Genomic DNA, 17296 nt, shown 5'->3' with positions numbered 1-17296 from the left:
TGATTTTTCTAAATCATAACAGCACAAAAAAAGATGACAGTTTCTTGAACAACCCCAATTTGAGCCATGATACTTGACGTCCTCTGGTTCAATTTGTTCACTGATCCTGTCATCTAGCGCATTCATTAAAATCCATTTTGGTCGGATACTTCTTTAAACCAATGCCCCGACTTCTTGATCGTACGTTTGGCATCGTTTGCCAAATCGACTGAAATAAACCCATAGCGATTTTTGTAGGCGTTGGTCCATGACCAGTTATCCATACAGGTCCACATATGATAGCCGACACAATTCGTGCCTTCTTGAATCGCTTGATGGACATACTTTAAGTGATCCTGGACAAATTCGATACGATAGTCATCTTCGATCACGCCTTGCGCATTAACAAAGCGACCTTCTCCTTCGACACCCATCCCATTTTCGGAAATATAGCATTTGATATTGCCATAGTTCTCCCGCGTATTGGTCAAAATATCGTAAATGCCTTTTTCGTAGATTTCCCATCCACGATACGGGTTCATTTTTTTGCCAGGCATGTCATAGGTATCAAAATAATCATCTGGCATCGGTCCATGGCGATGATCAACAGCGGATTCTTTGGCTTTGATCCGTCTAGGCTGATAATAATTGATGCCTAACAAATCTACCGTGTTCTCTTTGATCGTCGTCAGATCTTCTGCTTCCATTTCGGGAACCATATCTAGATCTTTGATAATGGTGACTAATTCTTCCGGAAATGTTCCTTTGACGGCAGGGTCCAAGAACGAACGGTTGAAGAAGGCATCTGCGATCGCCGCCGCTTTGACATCTTCAGGATCATTCGGGTTTCGTGGATAGCTTGGTGTCAAATTCAAAATAATACCGATCTCTCCGCCAAGATCCATTTGATGATAAGCTTCGATAGCTTTGGCACTGGCTAAATTTTCATGAAAAGCTACTTGGACAGCATGCTTCAGATTGATCTCATTGGGATAATGGAATTGGTACAAATATCCTGCTTCGACTGGCACGATAGGTTCGTTATGGGTGAACCACTTTTTGACACGATCGCCAAATAAAGTGAAACAAGTTTTAGCAAATTCGACATAGGCATCTACAGTTGCACGGTCCAACCAACCGCCTTTTTCTTGTAATGCCATTGGCATATCAAAGTGGTATAGGTTCATAAACGGTTCAATCCCATTGGCGATCAACTCATCGATATACGCATTATAAAAAGCGACGGCTTGCTGATTGACCGCGCCTGTTCCCTCAGGAATCAAACGACTCCATTGGATCGATGTTCGGAAAGAATTGTGTCCGGTCGCTTTCATTAATTGAATATCTTCGCGGTATCTTTTGTATACTTGCGAAGTCTTGTCTGGTCCAACCTGATCAAAAAATTTCTCAGGCGCTTCTTGATACCAATGATCCCAGATACTTGGACCTTTGCCATCTCCTTCAAATGTGCCTTCTGTTTGCGGACCGCTGGCAGCTGATCCCCACCAAAAGTCTTTTGGAAATTGATATGCCATTTTCGTCACTCCTCATTCTTTGTTACCTTAAGCATAAAGGAAGCCTTTACAAAAATCAATCCTTTTTAAACAAAATGTATAGACATTTAAAATAAAACGTGATACATTGTTTCGTGTAATCGATTGCAATAAAACATTTTAAGGAGTGGTAGTAATGAATGGTTTTATGGATAAGCTTTCTGAAAAGATTTTGCCGCTAGCCAACGCGTTGGGGCAAAACCGTTATTTGACAGTGTTAAGAGATGCATTTATGCTGTCGTTTCCGATCACCATGTTCGGATCAATCGTTGTTGTCCTGAATAATTTACCTTTTTTCAGTGATGCAACCAAAGGAACTTTGGGTACACTGTTTGGGAATGGACAAAATGCAACAATGAGTATTATGACCGTCTTTGTCACCTTCGGTATTGGCTATTATTTATCGAAATCTTATGATGTGGAAGGCATCTTTGGCGGTGCTGTTTCTTTTGCAAGTTTCTTGATTTTGACCCCGTTCTTTATGACAACTGAATCTGGTGAAACGATTTCTGGTGTGTTGTCCTTGGATCGTTTAGGCGCAAAGGGCATGTTTATCGGAATGATTGCTGCATTTCTTGCTGCTGAGATCTATTGTCGTGTCACCAAACGCGGCTGGCAGATCAAGATGCCTGATGGTGTACCGCCTGCAGTTTCGAAATCATTTGCAGCGTTGATTCCTGCCATCATCACATTGACGGTATTTTTGGTGATCAATGCGATCATGACTGGCGTCTTCAATGCCAATCTGCATGATGTGGTCTATGAAGTCATTCAAAAACCATTGACTGGTTTAGGCAGCAGCTTGCCTGCCACTTTATTGGCACTCTTCTTCGTTCAATTCTTATGGTTCTTTGGCCTTCATGGTCAAATCATCGTCAATTCTGTGATGGATCCGATTTGGAATACCTTGATGTTGGATAACTTAGAAGCTTACCAAAATGGTGATGCATTGCCGCATATCGTCACTAAACCATTTATGGAAACCTTTACTGTCGGTTTAGGCGGCTCAGGCATGACTTTAGCCGTTGTCATTTTGATGGCTTTTGTGTTAAAGAAAAAACAATACCGAGATGTGGGTCGTCTGGCCTTAGCTCCTGGTATCTTCAATGTTAATGAACCAGCAATTTTCGGGATGCCGATCGTGTTGAATGCCACGATCTTGATTCCTTGGGTCGTAGCACCTTTAGTTGTAACGACCTTCAACTATTTGGTGATGGCGGCTGGATTGGTTCCTGCACCTACTGGTGTTTCTGTCCCTTGGACAGTACCTGTTGTCTTTAGCGGGGTTCTTGCCACCAACTCATGGTTAGGCGGGTTGTTGCAAGTGATCGATGTCGTAATCGTTGGCTTGATTTGGTACCCATTCTTGCGGGTCTTAGATCGTCAAGTTGAACCTAGTATCGAACAATAAGATGTACCGCAAGCAATCGCGATTGTTTGCTTGCACCCCTGCCGACAAAACCTTTTTGTCGGCAGTTTTTTTATCTATTTTCAGGAAAAAGCAGTCCGCGATTGTCGAAACCGTTTTTTTCCGCTATACTTCTCTCGAGGTGATCAGATGCCAAAATACCAAGAAATTGCGGATATTTTGCGAAATCGCATAAAAAATCAAACCTATCCCCCAGATAGTTTACTGCCCAATCAAATTGATCTGGTTGCTGAGTTTGGTGTCAGTCGAATGACAATCAAGAAAGCCATCGGCATCTTGGCAATGGAAGGCTTGGTGTACGCACAGCGAGGCGCTGGAACCAAAGTGCTGAACCATCCCTTTGTCAACAAAGATACGACAGCTTTAACGATCTATGAAGGACTCTCAACCGAAATGGCAAAAGCCGGACGCACCCTAACAAGTACAGTCATCGACTTTCAAGTGACTTTCCCTGATGTAACGATCCAAGAGAAACTGATGTTAAAAGAAGAACAACCTGTCTATATGATCGTCCGACTGCGGGTACTTGAAGATGAACCATTTATTTTGGAGCACACCTATATGCCGGTTCATCTTGTGCCCAATTTGACCCGCAGCCATTTAGAGCAATCGATCTATGCATATGTCAAAGGAGATCTAGGGGTGCAATTTGCAGGTGCCTACCGCACGATTTCCGCCGACAAAAGTTCCGCCTTTGATCAACAATATCTCCATTGCGAAACAGATGATCCGGTCCTTGAGATCCAGCAAATCGTTTACCAAAAAGATGGACAGCCCATCGAGTTTTCCCGCAGTCGTAATCGTTATGACAAACGTGCCTATTCTTTCTTAGATGTTCAGAGTTAAAAAAAACGACTTCGCAGTCATCAAGCTGCAAAGTCGCTTTTTTTATTTTACCTGAGATAAACGCGGCAACGTCACCAATTCTGGCAGCGTGGTAATGTCTGGCAATTGATATGCGCCGGCTGAAAACTGGTCTTCTATCAATTTGTTGACCGCGAATACTGCTACTTCTGCAGTCATGTTCGCTTCTTCTTCACCAAAAAGCACGATTTGATGCGGATCATCTTTCCCACCATCAGAAATTTTGACGACAAATCGTTGACTGCCAAAGAAACCTTTTTGCATCACCCAAATGAGCATGGCCATGATGGCGCGTTGCTTGAACACACCGGCCATCCCTGCTTTTTTGATCCAGGCCAGCAAAGCAGTGACACTGTTCTGATCAAATCCAAGATATGTTGTGTATGTTCTGGAAGAATCATTCCTTTGCAACATGTGTTGATCTGCAAAATCAAAGTTATAGCTGCGCAGCTGTCCCAAAGACTGGCCAAAGCTGGACTTTTTTCCATACAGGAAGTTTTCTGTTTTTTCTGACCATTTCGGATGTTGATAGGTCCGATTGAGTTGCGCGAAAGTCCATTTGACCGCGGCTTCTCCATGTTTATCGCCTAGTCCGAGGAGAATATCAATGTCGATATCCTTGACCTCTGGATGTTGACTCGCATATGTGGCTGCTGCCACATTCGTAATACCCGGCGCTAAGCCCAACCCAATCAAGCGGCGACTTGTTTCAGGTGCAGGCAGTTGCGCAACTGCCTGCAAAAAATCACTATTGGCGCTGATGTCCAGGTAATCAATCCCCAATGCTTGGCATGTGCTGACAAATTTGGTGTTGCTTTGATCCAAACAAACGATGACCATATCGATTGCTGCCAATTGTTCTGGCGCGATCTCCTTTGTGAGATCTAGTTGACGTGTGGCCAATATCGGCGTGAACGTGTGGGCAAACGCGTCCATTTTTCCTTGATTTCTACCCATCAGCACAATTGTATAACCTTTCTCTATCAATCCTTTGACGATCACTTGACCAACTTGTCCATGACCGCCGATGACTGCGATATTCTTCATATGTTTTGTTCCTTTTATTAGGGATTGATTGATTCAAAACAGTAAAAAAACAGACCCTTGACGACCACTGTCTAAGGGTCTGTTAGCTGCCTTTATTTTATTGACCCAACTCAGGCTTTCGTTGGTTTGAATCGCTTCAAGCGCAAGGCATTGAGTAAGACTGACACTGAGCTGAAACTCATAGCAGCGCCAGCGATCATCGGATTCAACAAAGGACCGCCAAAAAGATGCAGCAAGCCCATCGCTACAGGTATACCTAATACATTGTACGCAAAGGCCCAAAAAAGATTCTCTTTGATGTTTTTGATGGTGGCCCGGCTCAGCTCAATAGCAGCTGGCACATCCATCAAATCACTGCGCATCAAGACAATATCTGCAGATTCGATCGCGACATCTGTACCAGAACCAATGGCCAAGCCAATATCCGCTTGTGCCAATGCGGGTGCATCATTGATCCCATCCCCCACCATAGCGACTTTCTCTCCATTCTGTTGCAAGAGGGCCACTTGATTGGCTTTGTCTTCTGGCAAGACCTCACTGATCACTTGATCGATACCTACCTGTTTCGCGATTGCGGCAGCTGTGGCCGTATTGTCCCCCGTGATCATTGCAATGTGCAATCCCATCTCATGCAGACGCGCAATGGCTTGCTGGCTGCTGGCTTTAATGGTATCTGCCACTGCAATCAAGCCAATTGCTTCTCCATGGCGGGCAGCATACATCGGTGTTTTGCCGTTTGCTGCCAACTGTTGTGCCTGTTGCACCAAGCCAGCAACTGATATGCCTTTTTGCTGAAGCCATTTTTGGTTCCCTAGTAAGACTGTTTCGCCTTCAACTACACCTTGAATCCCGTGACCAGGAATAGCTTCAAAATCTGTGGTAGGCAATAATGTCAGCTGCTGCTTGTTGGCAGCTGCGACGATTGCTTCTCCTAAAGGATGTTCAGATCCTTTTTCAACAGATGCTGCAATTTGCAGCAACTCTGATGCCGTATGTCCAGAAATAGGCAATACGTCTGTAACTGCTGGCTTGCCTTCAGTGATCGTACCTGTTTTGTCAAAAACAACTGTTGTGATACTTCTGGCGGTTTCCAGCGCATCTCCGCTCTTGATCAAGACGCCGTTTTCAGCACCTTTCCCGGTACCAACCATGATGGCAGTAGGCGTTGCTAACCCTAATGCGCAAGGACAAGCGATCACCAACACAGATATCGTGATCGTTAATGAAAAAATCCAGGACTCTTGCCCAAGGAAAAACCACGCCAAGCCAGCCGCAATCGCAAGAACGATCACGATTGGTACAAACACACCAGATACTTTGTCTGCCATCCGCGCAATCGGGGCTTTCGACCCTTGAGCATTTTCAACCAACTGAATGATTTGTGCCAATGTGGAGTCATTGCCGACCTTTGTCGCCTCATACTGAAAGGTACCATTTTTATTCAAGCTCGCGCCGATGACTGAATCGCCTACCTGTTTTTCGATTGGCAGGCTCTCACCGGTGATCATCGATTCATCTATAGCAGAGCGGCCGGAAGTAATCACACCATCTACCGGAATCTTCTCCCCTGGTCGAACGACGATGAGATCGCCAGTGACCACTTCGGCAATGGGCACTTCGACTTCGTCGATAACACCAGCTTCTCTTCGAATCACTCGGGCTTTTTTCGGTGCCAGATCCATCAATTTTTTGATAGCTTCTGAAGTTTTGCCTTTAGAGACAGCTTCCAGATATTTTCCTAGGGTAATCAATGTCAGAATGACGGCAGCTGATTCATAGTAAAGATGCATGGCATAATGGGTCGTTCCTAAATAGACCATAACCGTGCCATACAAACTGTATAAGAAAGCTGCACTCGTACCTAATGCGACCAATGAATCCATATTGGGATGACCCTTGATCAAGGCTTTGTACCCCGTTACAAAAAAGGGACTGCCTAAGATCATCACGGGAATAACCAGTATAAACTGCAGCGTCACAAAGGTCGCCGGATGGGCCATCGGTGACAAAAAACTTGGGATAGGCAAACCCACCATCTCGCCCATTGCCAAGTAGAACAAGGGCACTGTAAAAATAGCAGATAGCCAAAACCGCCGCCACAAGTGCTGCATTTGGCTTTCTTTATCCTGTTGTGTCGATTCAGAAACAGACTGTGCGTCGTACCCTGCCTCTTTGACAGCCGCTTTGATGGCTTCTGGCGTGATGGATCTCTCATCGTAAGCGACAGTCAGTTTTTCTGTCGCCAAATTGACAGCAGCAGATTGGATGCCTGACAGCTGCTTGACTGCGTTCTCTACTGTTTGTACACAAGAGGCACACGTCATGCCTTTGATTGCAAAGACGGTTTCTTGTTGCGAGCCAATCAATTCGTATCCTGCATCAGCAACAGCTTTTGCCAACTGCGCTTCATCTACTTGCTGCTCATCATACCGGATATGCAACTTCTCTGTTGCTAAGTTCACGTTGGCCGTTTCCACACCGGTCAGCTTCGCAGTCGTTTTTTCCACGGTTTGCGCACAAGAGGCACACGTCATGCCTTTCACAGCAAAATTGGTTTCGATCATGGTGTTCCTTCCTCCTCTAACGATTGGGGTTCGATGATGCTGTTCACTTTTTTGTTTACAACTGTAATCATCCTTGTCTATACTTTACCTGTATCGTTTACACTTGTCAACGATTTTTGTTCAAAAAAAGCACGTTCACGAAGAACGCACTTTTTTCCTTGCTGTTTAAGCGTTTTGGCCATTTTCTTTGATCAAAGATTGGTACCAATAGAAACTATCTTTCTTGATTCTATCTAAACTACCATCTTGATTTTCATCTTGGTCGACATAGACGAAACCATACCGTTTTTGATACCCGTTCAACCAACTCAACAAGTCCGTGAAGGACCATGTGCAATAACCTAAAACTTCGGCTCCATCGCTGATTGCTTCTTTGATGGCATGGACGTGTCCGGCTAGATAATCGATCCGATATTGATCATGGACTTGCTTGTCTGTTGTCAACTTATCGTATTCTCCCAGACCATTTTCTGTAATAATGACCGGGATCCGATAGCGGCTCGTGAGTCTTCGCAAAGCGACACGCAGCCCTTGCGGATCAATTTCCCAATCCCAATTGGTGCGTTCAACAAATGGATTCTCCGCTTTTTTGAACATTCCTGGTGTTCCTGTTTCTTCACTGCTGCCTTTTTTCCCTGTGGTATTCATTTTCCCTGCACCAACACCATCCAATGGGTTAAAGGCATTGGTCGATGTTTGATAGTAATTGATACCTAAAAAATCTGGTTTTGCAGAACGCAGCAAGTCCATATCCCCTGCTTCAATGGTTGGGGCAATACCTTGCTCGACCAAATAGTTGAAGGCCGCCTTTGGATATTCTCCCCATAAGTAGACATCCAGCCAATAATGGGCCATCAAGTCTTCCGCATTCTCCGCTGCTAAGATATTTTTTGGATCACTATTGATTGGATAATTCGGTGAATAAGCGAAACTAGGACCAATTTTGCCCGGCATATCCATTTCATGGAACGTGTTGATCACTGTCGCATTGGCGAGGTTGGCGATGTGATTGACTTGGTACATCCGTTTTGGATCAGTTACGCCTGGTGGATGTGCCGCCAACAGATAGCCCAATGACGTAAAAATATTTTGCTCATTCAAACTGACCCAATAGTTGACCTTGCCGCGAAATGCCTCAAACAAGACCTTTGCATAGTTGTTGAAATCAGCAATGATCTCACGTGATTCCCAACCGCCGTATGCTTCTTGCAATGCTTTAGGCAGATCCCAGTGGTACAACGTGACCATTGGTTCGATCCCTGCAGCCAATAATTCATCGATCAATGCCAGATAAAAATCGATCCCTGCTTGATTCACTTCCCCACGACCTTCAGGGAAAATACGTGTCCAAGCAACTGAGAAACGATAGGTTTTCAAGCCTTGTTCTTTCATCAGTGCAACATCTTCTTTAAAACGGTGGTAGTGATCCACTGCCACATCTCCGTTGGTGCCTTTAAATGTTTTGCCTGGGATCCGTACAAAATCATCCCAAACTGAAACACCTTTGCCGTCTGCTTCCCAAGCACCTTCCACTTGATAAGCAGCCGAAGCTGAACCCCATAAAAAATCGGCGGGGAAATCTTTTAACTGTTTATGATCCATTGTTTGCCCTACTTTCTGATTGTTGATAACCCTTACTTCTCTAGTATACCGATTATCTGCTGTTTTGTCTTGAATTATCCGAACAAACACAGTCGATCAAGTAAGTTTGGGCTAGTTGGTGCGTGGGGTCACTACTCAAACTGTGCTTGATACAGTGCCGCATAGCGTCCGCCTTTTTGCAATAAGGCATCGTGGGTGCCTTGCTCCACAATATTGCCTTGTTCCACGACCAAAATCAAATCAGCATGGCGGATCGTTGACAGGCGATGGGCAATAACAAAGGATGTTTTGCCCTGCATCAATTCTGTCATGGCTGATTGGATCAGCAATTCTGTTTGGGTATCCACATTTGACGTTGCTTCATCAAGGATCAGCAAGTCAGCATCTAATAACATCGCTCGAGCAATCGTCAGCAATTGCTTTTGTCCTTGCGAGATCCCCGCACCGTCTTCTGAAATGATCGTTTGATATTTATGGGGCAATTTGTCGATAAAATCATGGATATGCGCCGCCTTTGCAGCTGCTTCTACTTGCGCCAAAGTAGCGTCGGCTTTCCCATACGCAAGATTTTCAAAAATCGTTCCTGTAAATAGCCAGGTATCTTGCAAGACCATCGCATAACTGCCTCTTAGACTCTTCCGCGTCGCTTGACGAATATCATGACCATCTAAACGAATCTCCCCACTATCCGGATCATAGAAGCGCATCAGCAAATTGACAATGGTCGTTTTGCCGGCCCCGGTCGGTCCAACGATCGCCACTAGACTGCCGGGGGGCACGGTCAATGATACATCCCGTATGATCGGCCGATTCCTTTGGTAGCCGAAAGACACATGGTTTAAAGCCACCTCACCCGCGACTTCTTTAAACACATAAGCATCCGACACATCAGAAACCTCTGGTGCTTCATCTAACAAACGGAAAATCCGCTCTGCCGCCGCTAAGGCTGATTGCAAATCGCTGAAGATATTAGCCAGTTCATTGATTGGTCCTGAAAATTTCCGTGAATACAATACAAAAGATGATACATTCCCTAAAGACAAGTGACCAAATAAAAAGAGCAAAGCGCCAAAAATACTGATCAAAGACAAAGAAATATTATTGATAAAATTGATGGAAGGTCCTGTCATACTGCCGTAGTATTCAGCATTGTAATAAGCATCGACTGCATCCTGATTTTTTTCATCAAAACGTTCAATGATGGCTTCTTCTTGATTATACAATTTGATCGTTTGCTGACCAGAAATGATTTCTTCCACAAATCCGTTCAATTCCCCTAGTTTGCGGGAACGTCGACTGAATAGCGGTTGAAATTTTCCCATCAAATAGCGGGTCAACAAGACTGATGCCGGAACCGTCACCACAAAAATCAAGACAAGCACTGGTGAGATCAAAAGCATCATTGCGAAAGAACCAACGATCGTCACTATACTGCTCAAAACTTGGATGGCATCGCTGGCTAACGAGGTATTGATCGTATCGACATCATAGCTGACGCGACTGATGATGTCCCCTGTCGCCACCCGGTCGAAATAGCCAATCGGTAGTTCAGTGATTTTGTCAAAAATATGCTTGCGCATCGTTGCAACGACACGTTGGCTCAAACGAATCATCAGTAGCGAGATCACATAACTCAACACAGAAGACGCGATATAAAAGACCAGCATCAACCCACAATAAAAGAAGACTTTATCGAACAAAACGTTTCCTGGTCCTAATTGAATGGCATCGATCGCATAGCCGGAAAGCAGTGGACCGACTAAAGCAAATAGATTGCTGGCCATCATCAAGAATGCTGCTAAAAATAAAAGACCTTTACTATCATAGAGATACCCCCACAAACGCAGCAGGGTTTGTTTACTATTCTTTGGTTTTTCGGCAACTTTTCGATTAGCCATTGACCGCACCCCCTGTCTGTCCTTGATAGATCTCTTGATAAATCTGATTTGTCGCTAGTAACGATGCGTGCGTGCCAAACCCATTGACGCCACCATCTTCTAGTACCAAAATTTTATCAGCATGCTGAATTGAGCTGATGCGCTGGGCGATCAAGATGGTTGTTGTTTCGCGAAAATCTTCTTTTAAGACCCGGCGCAAACGAGCATCGGTTTGATAGTCTAATGCACTGGCTGAATCATCTAAAACCAATATTTCTGGTTCTCCCGCCAAAGCGCGGGACAGCAGCACCCGTTGTTTTTGCCCGCCACTGAGATTGCTGCCTTTGGCATGTAATTGATGGCCAAAACGTTCAGGTAATGTTTCAATAAATTCTTTGGCTTGTGCCCGTGCTGCGGCTTCTTCCAACTGTTCTTTCGAAAAACAACGCCCAAAAGCAATATTCTCCGCAATGGATTCGGCAAATAAGATATCTTTTTGCAGGACGATCCCAAAAAGTTGATGCAGTTCCTCCGAAGGAATCGTTCGCAGATCCCGGCCATCGACGCGAATCTGTCCGGCAGTGGGATCATACAGACGCAATAATAACTTCACGATCGTGGACTTGCCGCTTCCTGTCGCTCCGATGATCCCCAGAGTCTCTCCAGTCAGTAAAGAAAAATCGATCTCTTTCAACACTTGATTGCCATTCGGATACGTAAAGGACACATGATCGAAGACGATATGGGCTACTTCTTTTTTCACTGGACCATCAAGCACCCGCATATGCTGCGGCAATTGCAAAACCGCTTGAATCCGATCCGCCGAGGCCAATCCTTTAGAAACAATCACAAAAATACGGGTGATACTCAACATCGCATTCAAAATGATCGTAAAATAAGTCAAAAAGGCAATGATCACTCCTGGCTGGGTCAACCCTTGATTGACGCGAAACGCACTGACAACGATCACTAGTGTCAGCCCAATATTCAAAAAAAGGTCCATCAAAGGTGGCGTGGCGGCCATTGTTCGATTGGCATGGGTTTCAGTAGCGACCACGCCGCGATTGACTTGATCAAAACGGGTTTTCTCAACGTCGGCTTTTGACAATGCTTTGATCACCCGAGCCCCAGTCACATTCTCTCGCACAGTCCGAACCAGTAAATCCACTTGCTGCTGCAAAGTGGCAAACAAAGGAATCCCACGTTTAGAGATCAAGACCGCTGCCATCAATGTGAAGGGCAGCACACCTACCAATACCAGCGTCAAGACTGGATCGAGCGTCGCAGTGATCATGATCCCCCCCAGCAAAAGAATCGGTGCGCGGATACCTAGGCGCTGACTCATCCCTACCGTTTGGTGAATATTGTATGTATCGGTTGTCAAGCGGGAAACCAACGATGGCACACCTACCGATTCGATTTGCGGAATCGATAAGTAACTGACTTTGGCAAACAAATCATGGCGGATATGTCCTGTTGTATCCCGGGCAACACTCGAAGCCATTCGATTGGCCACAATGTTGGTCACAACGGCAATCACAGAACAAATCAGCATCACCCCGCCCCAAAGAAAAATCTGAGGTACTTCCTTGGTAGGAATCACCGTATCGATAATATAAGCCAAGATCCAAGGCAAGAGCAGATCCATCAATGAACCGAAAAACTTGATACTTACACCAAGGGAGATGCGACCGACATAGGGTCTGATATATTGTTTGAGTAAATTCATTCCCCCACCTCTGCTTTCTCTAGCAATTGTTGGGATTTTTCTTTGACCACCGCCAGCTGGTCTAGTAATTGTTTTTGTTCTTCGGCGGAAAAATCAACCATCACTTGGGCATTCCATCGTTGCAAAATGTCTTGGATCACAGGTATGAGTGCACGCGCATCTTCTGTAGGGTAAACCAGCAATTGCCGACGGTCTTCCTGACTGGTTTGCCGTGTAACAAATCCCTTTTCTTCCAAAACCGCTAGTTGACGGGCCACATTGCTCTTATTGACAAAAATCAACTTTGCCAGTGCCTCTTGGCTAATCCCAGGCTGACGGCAAATATTCAATAGATAGGTGTGGTGCATCGCCCCTAAACCATATTTTTTCAATTCTTGTTCTCGATATAAAGTCGCCATGCGGGCGATATGGTTGATTGAACGAATAATGGCTTCCATCTTATCTTTCCTCTCTGCTGTTCTGACTTTTTGCTTGCTTTCTAGTATAAAGAAAAATCGTTGCGAACGCAACGATTGGTGTAGTCTGCCATCAATGGTCAATAGCACATCAAACAAAGAAGAAGCCTCCGCACAAATTGGCAGAGGCTTACATTGTTATTTGATTGCTGTGCTTGTCTTTTTCGACCATCGCCACCACCAAGCGGCATACCCAATCGGTAATATCAGCCATGCTGCCATCGTAAGCCACAAGGCACTATCAAAATACCATGGCGCATCGTAATCTACTACTAAGACATTCGATCCCACTTTCTGCTGCACAGTCACCACACCTATCGTACTTAGTTGGATATCCTCTCTCATAAGGGGCTTTTCGTTCAGCGTCAGTTCTGTATACCGGTAATTGATGATCGGTATTTGTACCCAGTCAACAGTATCTCCTTGCCAACGTACCGTCAGCTTACCATTTTCTACCGTCTTTATGACAGTAGTGTTGCCTTCTATGATTTGCTCCCCATAGGCATCATATTTATTTTCAGTGGTTTCTTGGTAAATCGGCACATAATCCGGTGTGGAGCGTTGATAAAGGTCCAACGCTAAGGATTTGTCTGTGACAAAATAAGCGGCTTTCAATTCAGCGGCAGAGTCTGTACCTAAATAAGTATGATTGCGTAAAGTTACCGCTGCTTCATCTGATTGCCATTCTCGCATTTTGTTCGTCGTTTGGATCAGCACTTGACCACTACTCAACAGCACCAATAAGAGGACCCAAACTGGTTTGACCAACTGCTGACCTTGGTAATAAGGGATCAGCAAGCATAGACCTGCAATGATCAACACCGTGGCGGGTACAAAAAAGCGAAATGGGAACTGGATCAATGCAATCAATCCATTATCCAAACTGCCCAGCCATGTCCAAGGCACAAAATTGGTGGCTAAAATGAAAAAAACCGCCGCCACCCAAGTCAGTAACTTGAAGTCACTGGTCAACTTGGACCATACTTTCAACGCACCACAAAAGAATAGGGCACAGAGGATCGGCAGCAGTACCGGTGTTGACCACCAGTAACTACTGGTGCCAGTAATCGTATTGTTCTGCATATTATGGTTGACGAAAGGCGCCAAAAGCTGGTTATTCAAATACAGATCTGCCATCCCCACCCAAATATTCGCTGTCAATACCATAAAAATTGCGATGGCACCCACCAATTTGATGATCAGCTGACGTTTGGCCTGCGGTTCCTCGTTGCGAAAGAACGCACGAATAAAAAAGGGCCCGTACATCAAGACCAGCAAAATACTTGAGAACACATGGATTTGAAACAAGACAGCGACCGAGACACCCACAGCAAATGGCCGCAACCTTTTTTCTTGGCCTAATGCAATCAACGGAATCAGACATAAAGGTAAAACTGCCGCACCCCAAGCAGAGAATCCTTGTCGTTCGATCCAGTATTGGATCGAATACGTCGACATATAAAAAATCCCCATTGCTGTGGCCAACCAGCCATTTACCTTGAGGTGCCGTAACAGTCCATACATCGAGAAGCCTGCCAACAGATACAACAAGCCATTTGACAGCAATTGATACGCATACCAAGAAGGACTCAACAGAACCAATAGCCCTTGAAAGTAAGCAAAAAAAGGGCCATACAATGCATTGACGATCCGCCCAGATTGCTGGAACCCATAGATCGATAAAAAGTACTGGAAATTGCCTTCTTTGATTTGCTGACTGGTTTCATAAAAACGATTGAAGTGAAAGACCACATCGGACCCTAAGATCATGCCTTTGCCAATGATTTGCGGCAGCAAAAAGACGACACTCATACCAATCAATAGCAAAACCTGCCCCATCAGCGGATGCTGTTTTATTTTTTGCATAAAAAAACCTCCTTGCACCTTTTCTAGTACACTCATAAAAAGAGTACCAGATAGTCGCATGGAGGTAAAAAATTAGACTCAATGTAAAGGGATACATGGGGAAAATTTAATCATTTGTCGGTTATTTTTCATTTATCCATAGATACCAATGGTTTTTATTGGGTGATGGTTTGCCAACTTTCCAACAACTCTGACAACAAACTTGCTACCTGTGCTGCAGGTTGTGGATCTTTGCGGACATTGGCTTGGACCAATTCATCATACATATAACCGTATAGTTGATCCAAATCTGCTGCGATCTCTCCACCTTGTGCAGCATCCAAAGCATAGCGCAATTCCAATAGAATATTTTGGGCTTTGGTCAACTGCTGATGGGCTTTAGCTGGCTGTGCCTCAGTGATGGCGATCTGCCCTAACTTGACGTGTTTGACAGCTGCTTGCAACAGCATTTCTATCAATTTATTGGGGGAGGCGCTCATCACTTGGTTTTGCAGATAATTGTTTTGCATTTGCTGATAATTCATTTCTTTCTCCTCACTTATAAATCAAATTCCACGAAAGCTGCACCATCTTCTTGTTGCAGATAGGTTTTGACCAAATTGTTCGGCCGATTCAACCGGGCCAATTCTTGTTTGATCACTTGCTGCTGTGCTTTGAGTTGGGCCAAAAAATCTTGATAGGCATTCATAACTTGTTGGGCTAACGCCGCTGTTTCAGGACTATGCAATGAATCAGTGGTCACCCCATCAAGCAACGATTGGTTTTGTGTCATCAAGGCTGCCGCTTCTTCAACGGAGCCTTGCCATTGATTGAACCCTGCCAAAATGTGGGTCAAACGGCTATCAAGTGTCTCAAAAGTGTCCATCTCTCGATCCTTTCTACGTAGCATCCTATCCGTATTTCATTAGCTGCTGGAGGTTGTTGAAAATTGACTCGTTAAATAGCTCAATTGACTCTCAGCTTCCATCATGACCGTATCTAGTTTGGTAAACATCGTGACATATCGTTCTTTTTTCATCGCCAAAATATCGTCAAACCGCTCGATCTGCTTATTCAAATCTTTGATCGTGGTATCATAGGTCGCCGATTTTGTTGCAATCACGCCTTTATTGGTAGAGGTATTGACGACATAGCTATTGGCCAATTCTTTCAACGCCAGTGTATAGCCGCTTTCTGTCGTGGTAGATGTTCCATCTGCTGCTTTGGTCTTGGTCGACGCATAAAAGAAGGATTTGACTGCTGACGGATCCGCCGCGATCGCTTCTTTTAATTTGGTCGTGTCTAGACCTAAAGTGCCTTCATTATCGACATTGGAGATACCCAACTTGTTAGGCGTCAATGCTGAGCCGCTCACAGACGGGATCGTGATCAAGTTTCTTAATTGAGCTTGCAACCGTGTCAACGCACTGTCGCCGACTAATGCGCCGGTAGTGTTGTCCTCGCTGCTGGGGTCCCCGACAGCCAACTTTTCGCCGATAAAGCTCATCAAACTGTTGTACTGGTCCACCAATCCTTGGACGGCATCAACGATTTTAGACGTGTCATTGGTTAGCGATAGGGTCACATGTTCATCACTTTTTTTGGCCAATGTCAACGTCACGCCATCAATAACGTCCGTCACACTATTGCTATCTCGAGAGATAGCCAGTCCATCCAGCTCAAACAACGCTGGCTGACCTTGGGTCGTGGTTGCTGTTGCACCAATGCCTAATCCTTCGACAGCGTTGCCATCGATTAAGAAGGTTTTGTCCCCCATCTTGCTATTGGTCAAAATCAAGCGATTATCAACAATACTTGCCGCAATCGAGGTTGTTTTGGTTTGTTCATTGATTTTGGCTGCGACGTCTTTCAGGGTTTGTTCACTGCTGATTTCAATGGTCGCAGTGATCGCTTCCCCTTTGTCATCTACTTCAGCACTCGTCAAGGTCAGTTGTCCACTAATATTCAAAGCTGTCGTACTGCTGTCAGCTACTTTAGTCCCAGTGACTTTGGTCGCTGTCGCCAATTGATTGACTTTCAGATCATAAGTGCCTTCTGGCGCATCGGTCGTTCCTGCGATCGACGCAATACTGCTATTGGACGTGGTCACCTTCTTGGTTTGATAGGCATCAACTTTTTGCAACGCCTCAACTTTGTTCAGAAAGTTGGTTAAACGGGTACTGATATCACTCCATGCTGTCTTTTGGGCAGTGATCGTGGTGATTTTGTTTTGCGCCCGGGTCTTATTGACGGAATCAGCCGCCAATAAACTCTCGATATCATCTGATGTGATCCCTGAATAACTGCCTAATGTAGTACTGATACCTGAACTGCTGGTGACACTTGCCATAG

13 protein-coding genes are annotated in these 17296 nt (G+C 44.9%); 2 read left to right on the top strand and 11 right to left on the bottom strand.

Annotation, left to right across the window (positions count from 1 at the left end; translation table 11 throughout):
* Positions 1 to 125: 125 nt before the first annotated feature.
* Entirely contained in the window at positions 126 to 1514 is a 1389-nt protein-coding gene (locus ACYVRS_RS14230) for a glycoside hydrolase family 1 protein (RefSeq protein ID WP_054117023.1), read from the bottom strand.
* A gap of 154 nt (positions 1515 to 1668) precedes the next feature.
* Between ACYVRS_RS14230 and celB the strand changes: the two genes are divergently transcribed.
* Together celB and ACYVRS_RS14220 are read left to right on the top strand one after the other, a co-directional pair.
* Positions 1669 to 2943, top strand: coding sequence for a PTS cellobiose transporter subunit IIC (celB, locus tag ACYVRS_RS14225; RefSeq protein ID WP_054117022.1), 1275 nt, complete (start codon positions 1669 to 1671; stop codon positions 2941 to 2943).
* A gap of 147 nt (positions 2944 to 3090) precedes the next feature.
* On the top strand, positions 3091 to 3807 hold the full coding sequence (locus ACYVRS_RS14220) for a GntR family transcriptional regulator (protein ID WP_313540352.1): 717 nt from the start codon (positions 3091 to 3093) through the stop codon (positions 3805 to 3807).
* A gap of 42 nt (positions 3808 to 3849) precedes the next feature.
* Here the strand turns inward: ACYVRS_RS14220 and ACYVRS_RS14215 are convergent, their stop codons facing one another.
* The 10 genes from ACYVRS_RS14215 to fliD all read right to left on the bottom strand — a co-directional run bounded on the left by ACYVRS_RS14215 (position 3850) and on the right by fliD (position 17294).
* A complete protein-coding gene (locus ACYVRS_RS14215) occupies positions 3850 to 4872 on the bottom strand; it encodes a saccharopine dehydrogenase NADP-binding domain-containing protein (RefSeq protein WP_461198991.1) in 1023 nt (340 codons plus the stop codon).
* Positions 4873 to 4982: 110 nt separating this feature from the next.
* Complete coding sequence (locus ACYVRS_RS14210) at positions 4983 to 7436, bottom strand: heavy metal translocating P-type ATPase (RefSeq protein WP_312542423.1); 2454 nt, start codon at positions 7434 to 7436, stop codon at positions 4983 to 4985.
* Between the two features lie 165 nt (positions 7437 to 7601).
* Positions 7602 to 9038, bottom strand: a complete 1437-nt coding sequence (locus ACYVRS_RS14205) for a glycoside hydrolase family 1 protein (RefSeq protein WP_054117018.1) — start codon at positions 9036 to 9038, stop codon at positions 7602 to 7604.
* A gap of 131 nt (positions 9039 to 9169) precedes the next feature.
* Positions 9170 to 10936: an ABC transporter ATP-binding protein gene (locus ACYVRS_RS14200; protein ID WP_461203600.1), complete on the bottom strand. Its 1767-nt coding sequence runs from the start codon at positions 10934 to 10936 to the stop codon at positions 9170 to 9172.
* The gene (locus ACYVRS_RS14195) at positions 10929 to 12644 is read right to left on the bottom strand and encodes an ABC transporter ATP-binding protein (protein WP_461203599.1); all 1716 of its coding nucleotides are present in this window, start codon (positions 12642 to 12644) and stop codon (positions 10929 to 10931) included. The genes ACYVRS_RS14200 and ACYVRS_RS14195 overlap by 8 nt, the downstream gene beginning before the upstream one ends.
* Entirely contained in the window at positions 12641 to 13081 is a 441-nt protein-coding gene (locus ACYVRS_RS14190; protein WP_461199013.1) for a MarR family winged helix-turn-helix transcriptional regulator, read from the bottom strand. Before ACYVRS_RS14190 ends, ACYVRS_RS14195 begins: the two co-directional genes overlap by 4 nt.
* A gap of 156 nt (positions 13082 to 13237) precedes the next feature.
* Positions 13238 to 14965, bottom strand: coding sequence for a hypothetical protein (locus tag ACYVRS_RS14185; protein WP_461203598.1), 1728 nt, complete (start codon positions 14963 to 14965; stop codon positions 13238 to 13240).
* A gap of 155 nt (positions 14966 to 15120) precedes the next feature.
* Entirely contained in the window at positions 15121 to 15489 is a 369-nt protein-coding gene (gene fliS, locus ACYVRS_RS14180; protein ID WP_054117014.1) for a flagellar export chaperone FliS, read from the bottom strand.
* 14 nt (positions 15490 to 15503) lie between these two features.
* Positions 15504 to 15830 (bottom strand): hypothetical protein, encoded by a 327-nt coding sequence (locus tag ACYVRS_RS14175; RefSeq protein ID WP_461203597.1) that lies wholly within the window; start codon positions 15828 to 15830, stop codon positions 15504 to 15506.
* A 39-nt stretch (positions 15831 to 15869) separates the two neighbouring features.
* Positions 15870 to 17294, bottom strand: coding sequence for a flagellar filament capping protein FliD (fliD, locus tag ACYVRS_RS14170; protein WP_461203604.1), 1425 nt, complete (start codon positions 17292 to 17294; stop codon positions 15870 to 15872).
* Positions 17295 to 17296 lie beyond the last annotated feature (2 nt).

The sequence above is a fragment of the Enterococcus salsurae genome, assembly GCF_054784955.1.
Note: the sequence above shows the minus strand (reverse complement) of the source record. Positions and strands in the feature narration are given on the sequence as shown.

Excerpts from the sequence above, each read along its gene's own strand:
- ACYVRS_RS14230 (WP_054117023.1), bottom strand. The coding sequence starts at position 1,514 with ATGGCATATCAATTTCCAAAAGACTTTTGGTGGGGATCAGCTGCCAGC.
- celB (WP_054117022.1), top strand. The coding sequence starts at position 1,669 with ATGAATGGTTTTATGGATAAGCTTTCTGAAAAGATTTTGCCGCTAGCC.
- ACYVRS_RS14220 (WP_313540352.1), top strand. The coding sequence starts at position 3,091 with ATGCCAAAATACCAAGAAATTGCGGATATTTTGCGAAATCGCATAAAA.
- ACYVRS_RS14215 (WP_461198991.1), bottom strand. The coding sequence starts at position 4,872 with ATGAAGAATATCGCAGTCATCGGCGGTCATGGACAAGTTGGTCAAGTG.
- ACYVRS_RS14210 (WP_312542423.1), bottom strand. The coding sequence starts at position 7,436 with ATGATCGAAACCAATTTTGCTGTGAAAGGCATGACGTGTGCCTCTTGT.
- ACYVRS_RS14205 (WP_054117018.1), bottom strand. The coding sequence starts at position 9,038 with ATGGATCATAAACAGTTAAAAGATTTCCCCGCCGATTTTTTATGGGGT.
- ACYVRS_RS14200 (WP_461203600.1), bottom strand. The coding sequence starts at position 10,936 with ATGGCTAATCGAAAAGTTGCCGAAAAACCAAAGAATAGTAAACAAACC.
- ACYVRS_RS14195 (WP_461203599.1), bottom strand. The coding sequence starts at position 12,644 with ATGAATTTACTCAAACAATATATCAGACCCTATGTCGGTCGCATCTCC.
- ACYVRS_RS14190 (WP_461199013.1), bottom strand. The coding sequence starts at position 13,081 with ATGGAAGCCATTATTCGTTCAATCAACCATATCGCCCGCATGGCGACT.
- ACYVRS_RS14185 (WP_461203598.1), bottom strand. The coding sequence starts at position 14,965 with ATGCAAAAAATAAAACAGCATCCGCTGATGGGGCAGGTTTTGCTATTG.
- fliS (WP_054117014.1), bottom strand. The coding sequence starts at position 15,489 with ATGAATTATCAGCAAATGCAAAACAATTATCTGCAAAACCAAGTGATG.
- ACYVRS_RS14175 (WP_461203597.1), bottom strand. The coding sequence starts at position 15,830 with ATGGACACTTTTGAGACACTTGATAGCCGTTTGACCCACATTTTGGCA.
- fliD (WP_461203604.1), bottom strand. The coding sequence starts at position 17,294 with ATGGCAAGTGTCACCAGCAGTTCAGGTATCAGTACTACATTAGGCAGT.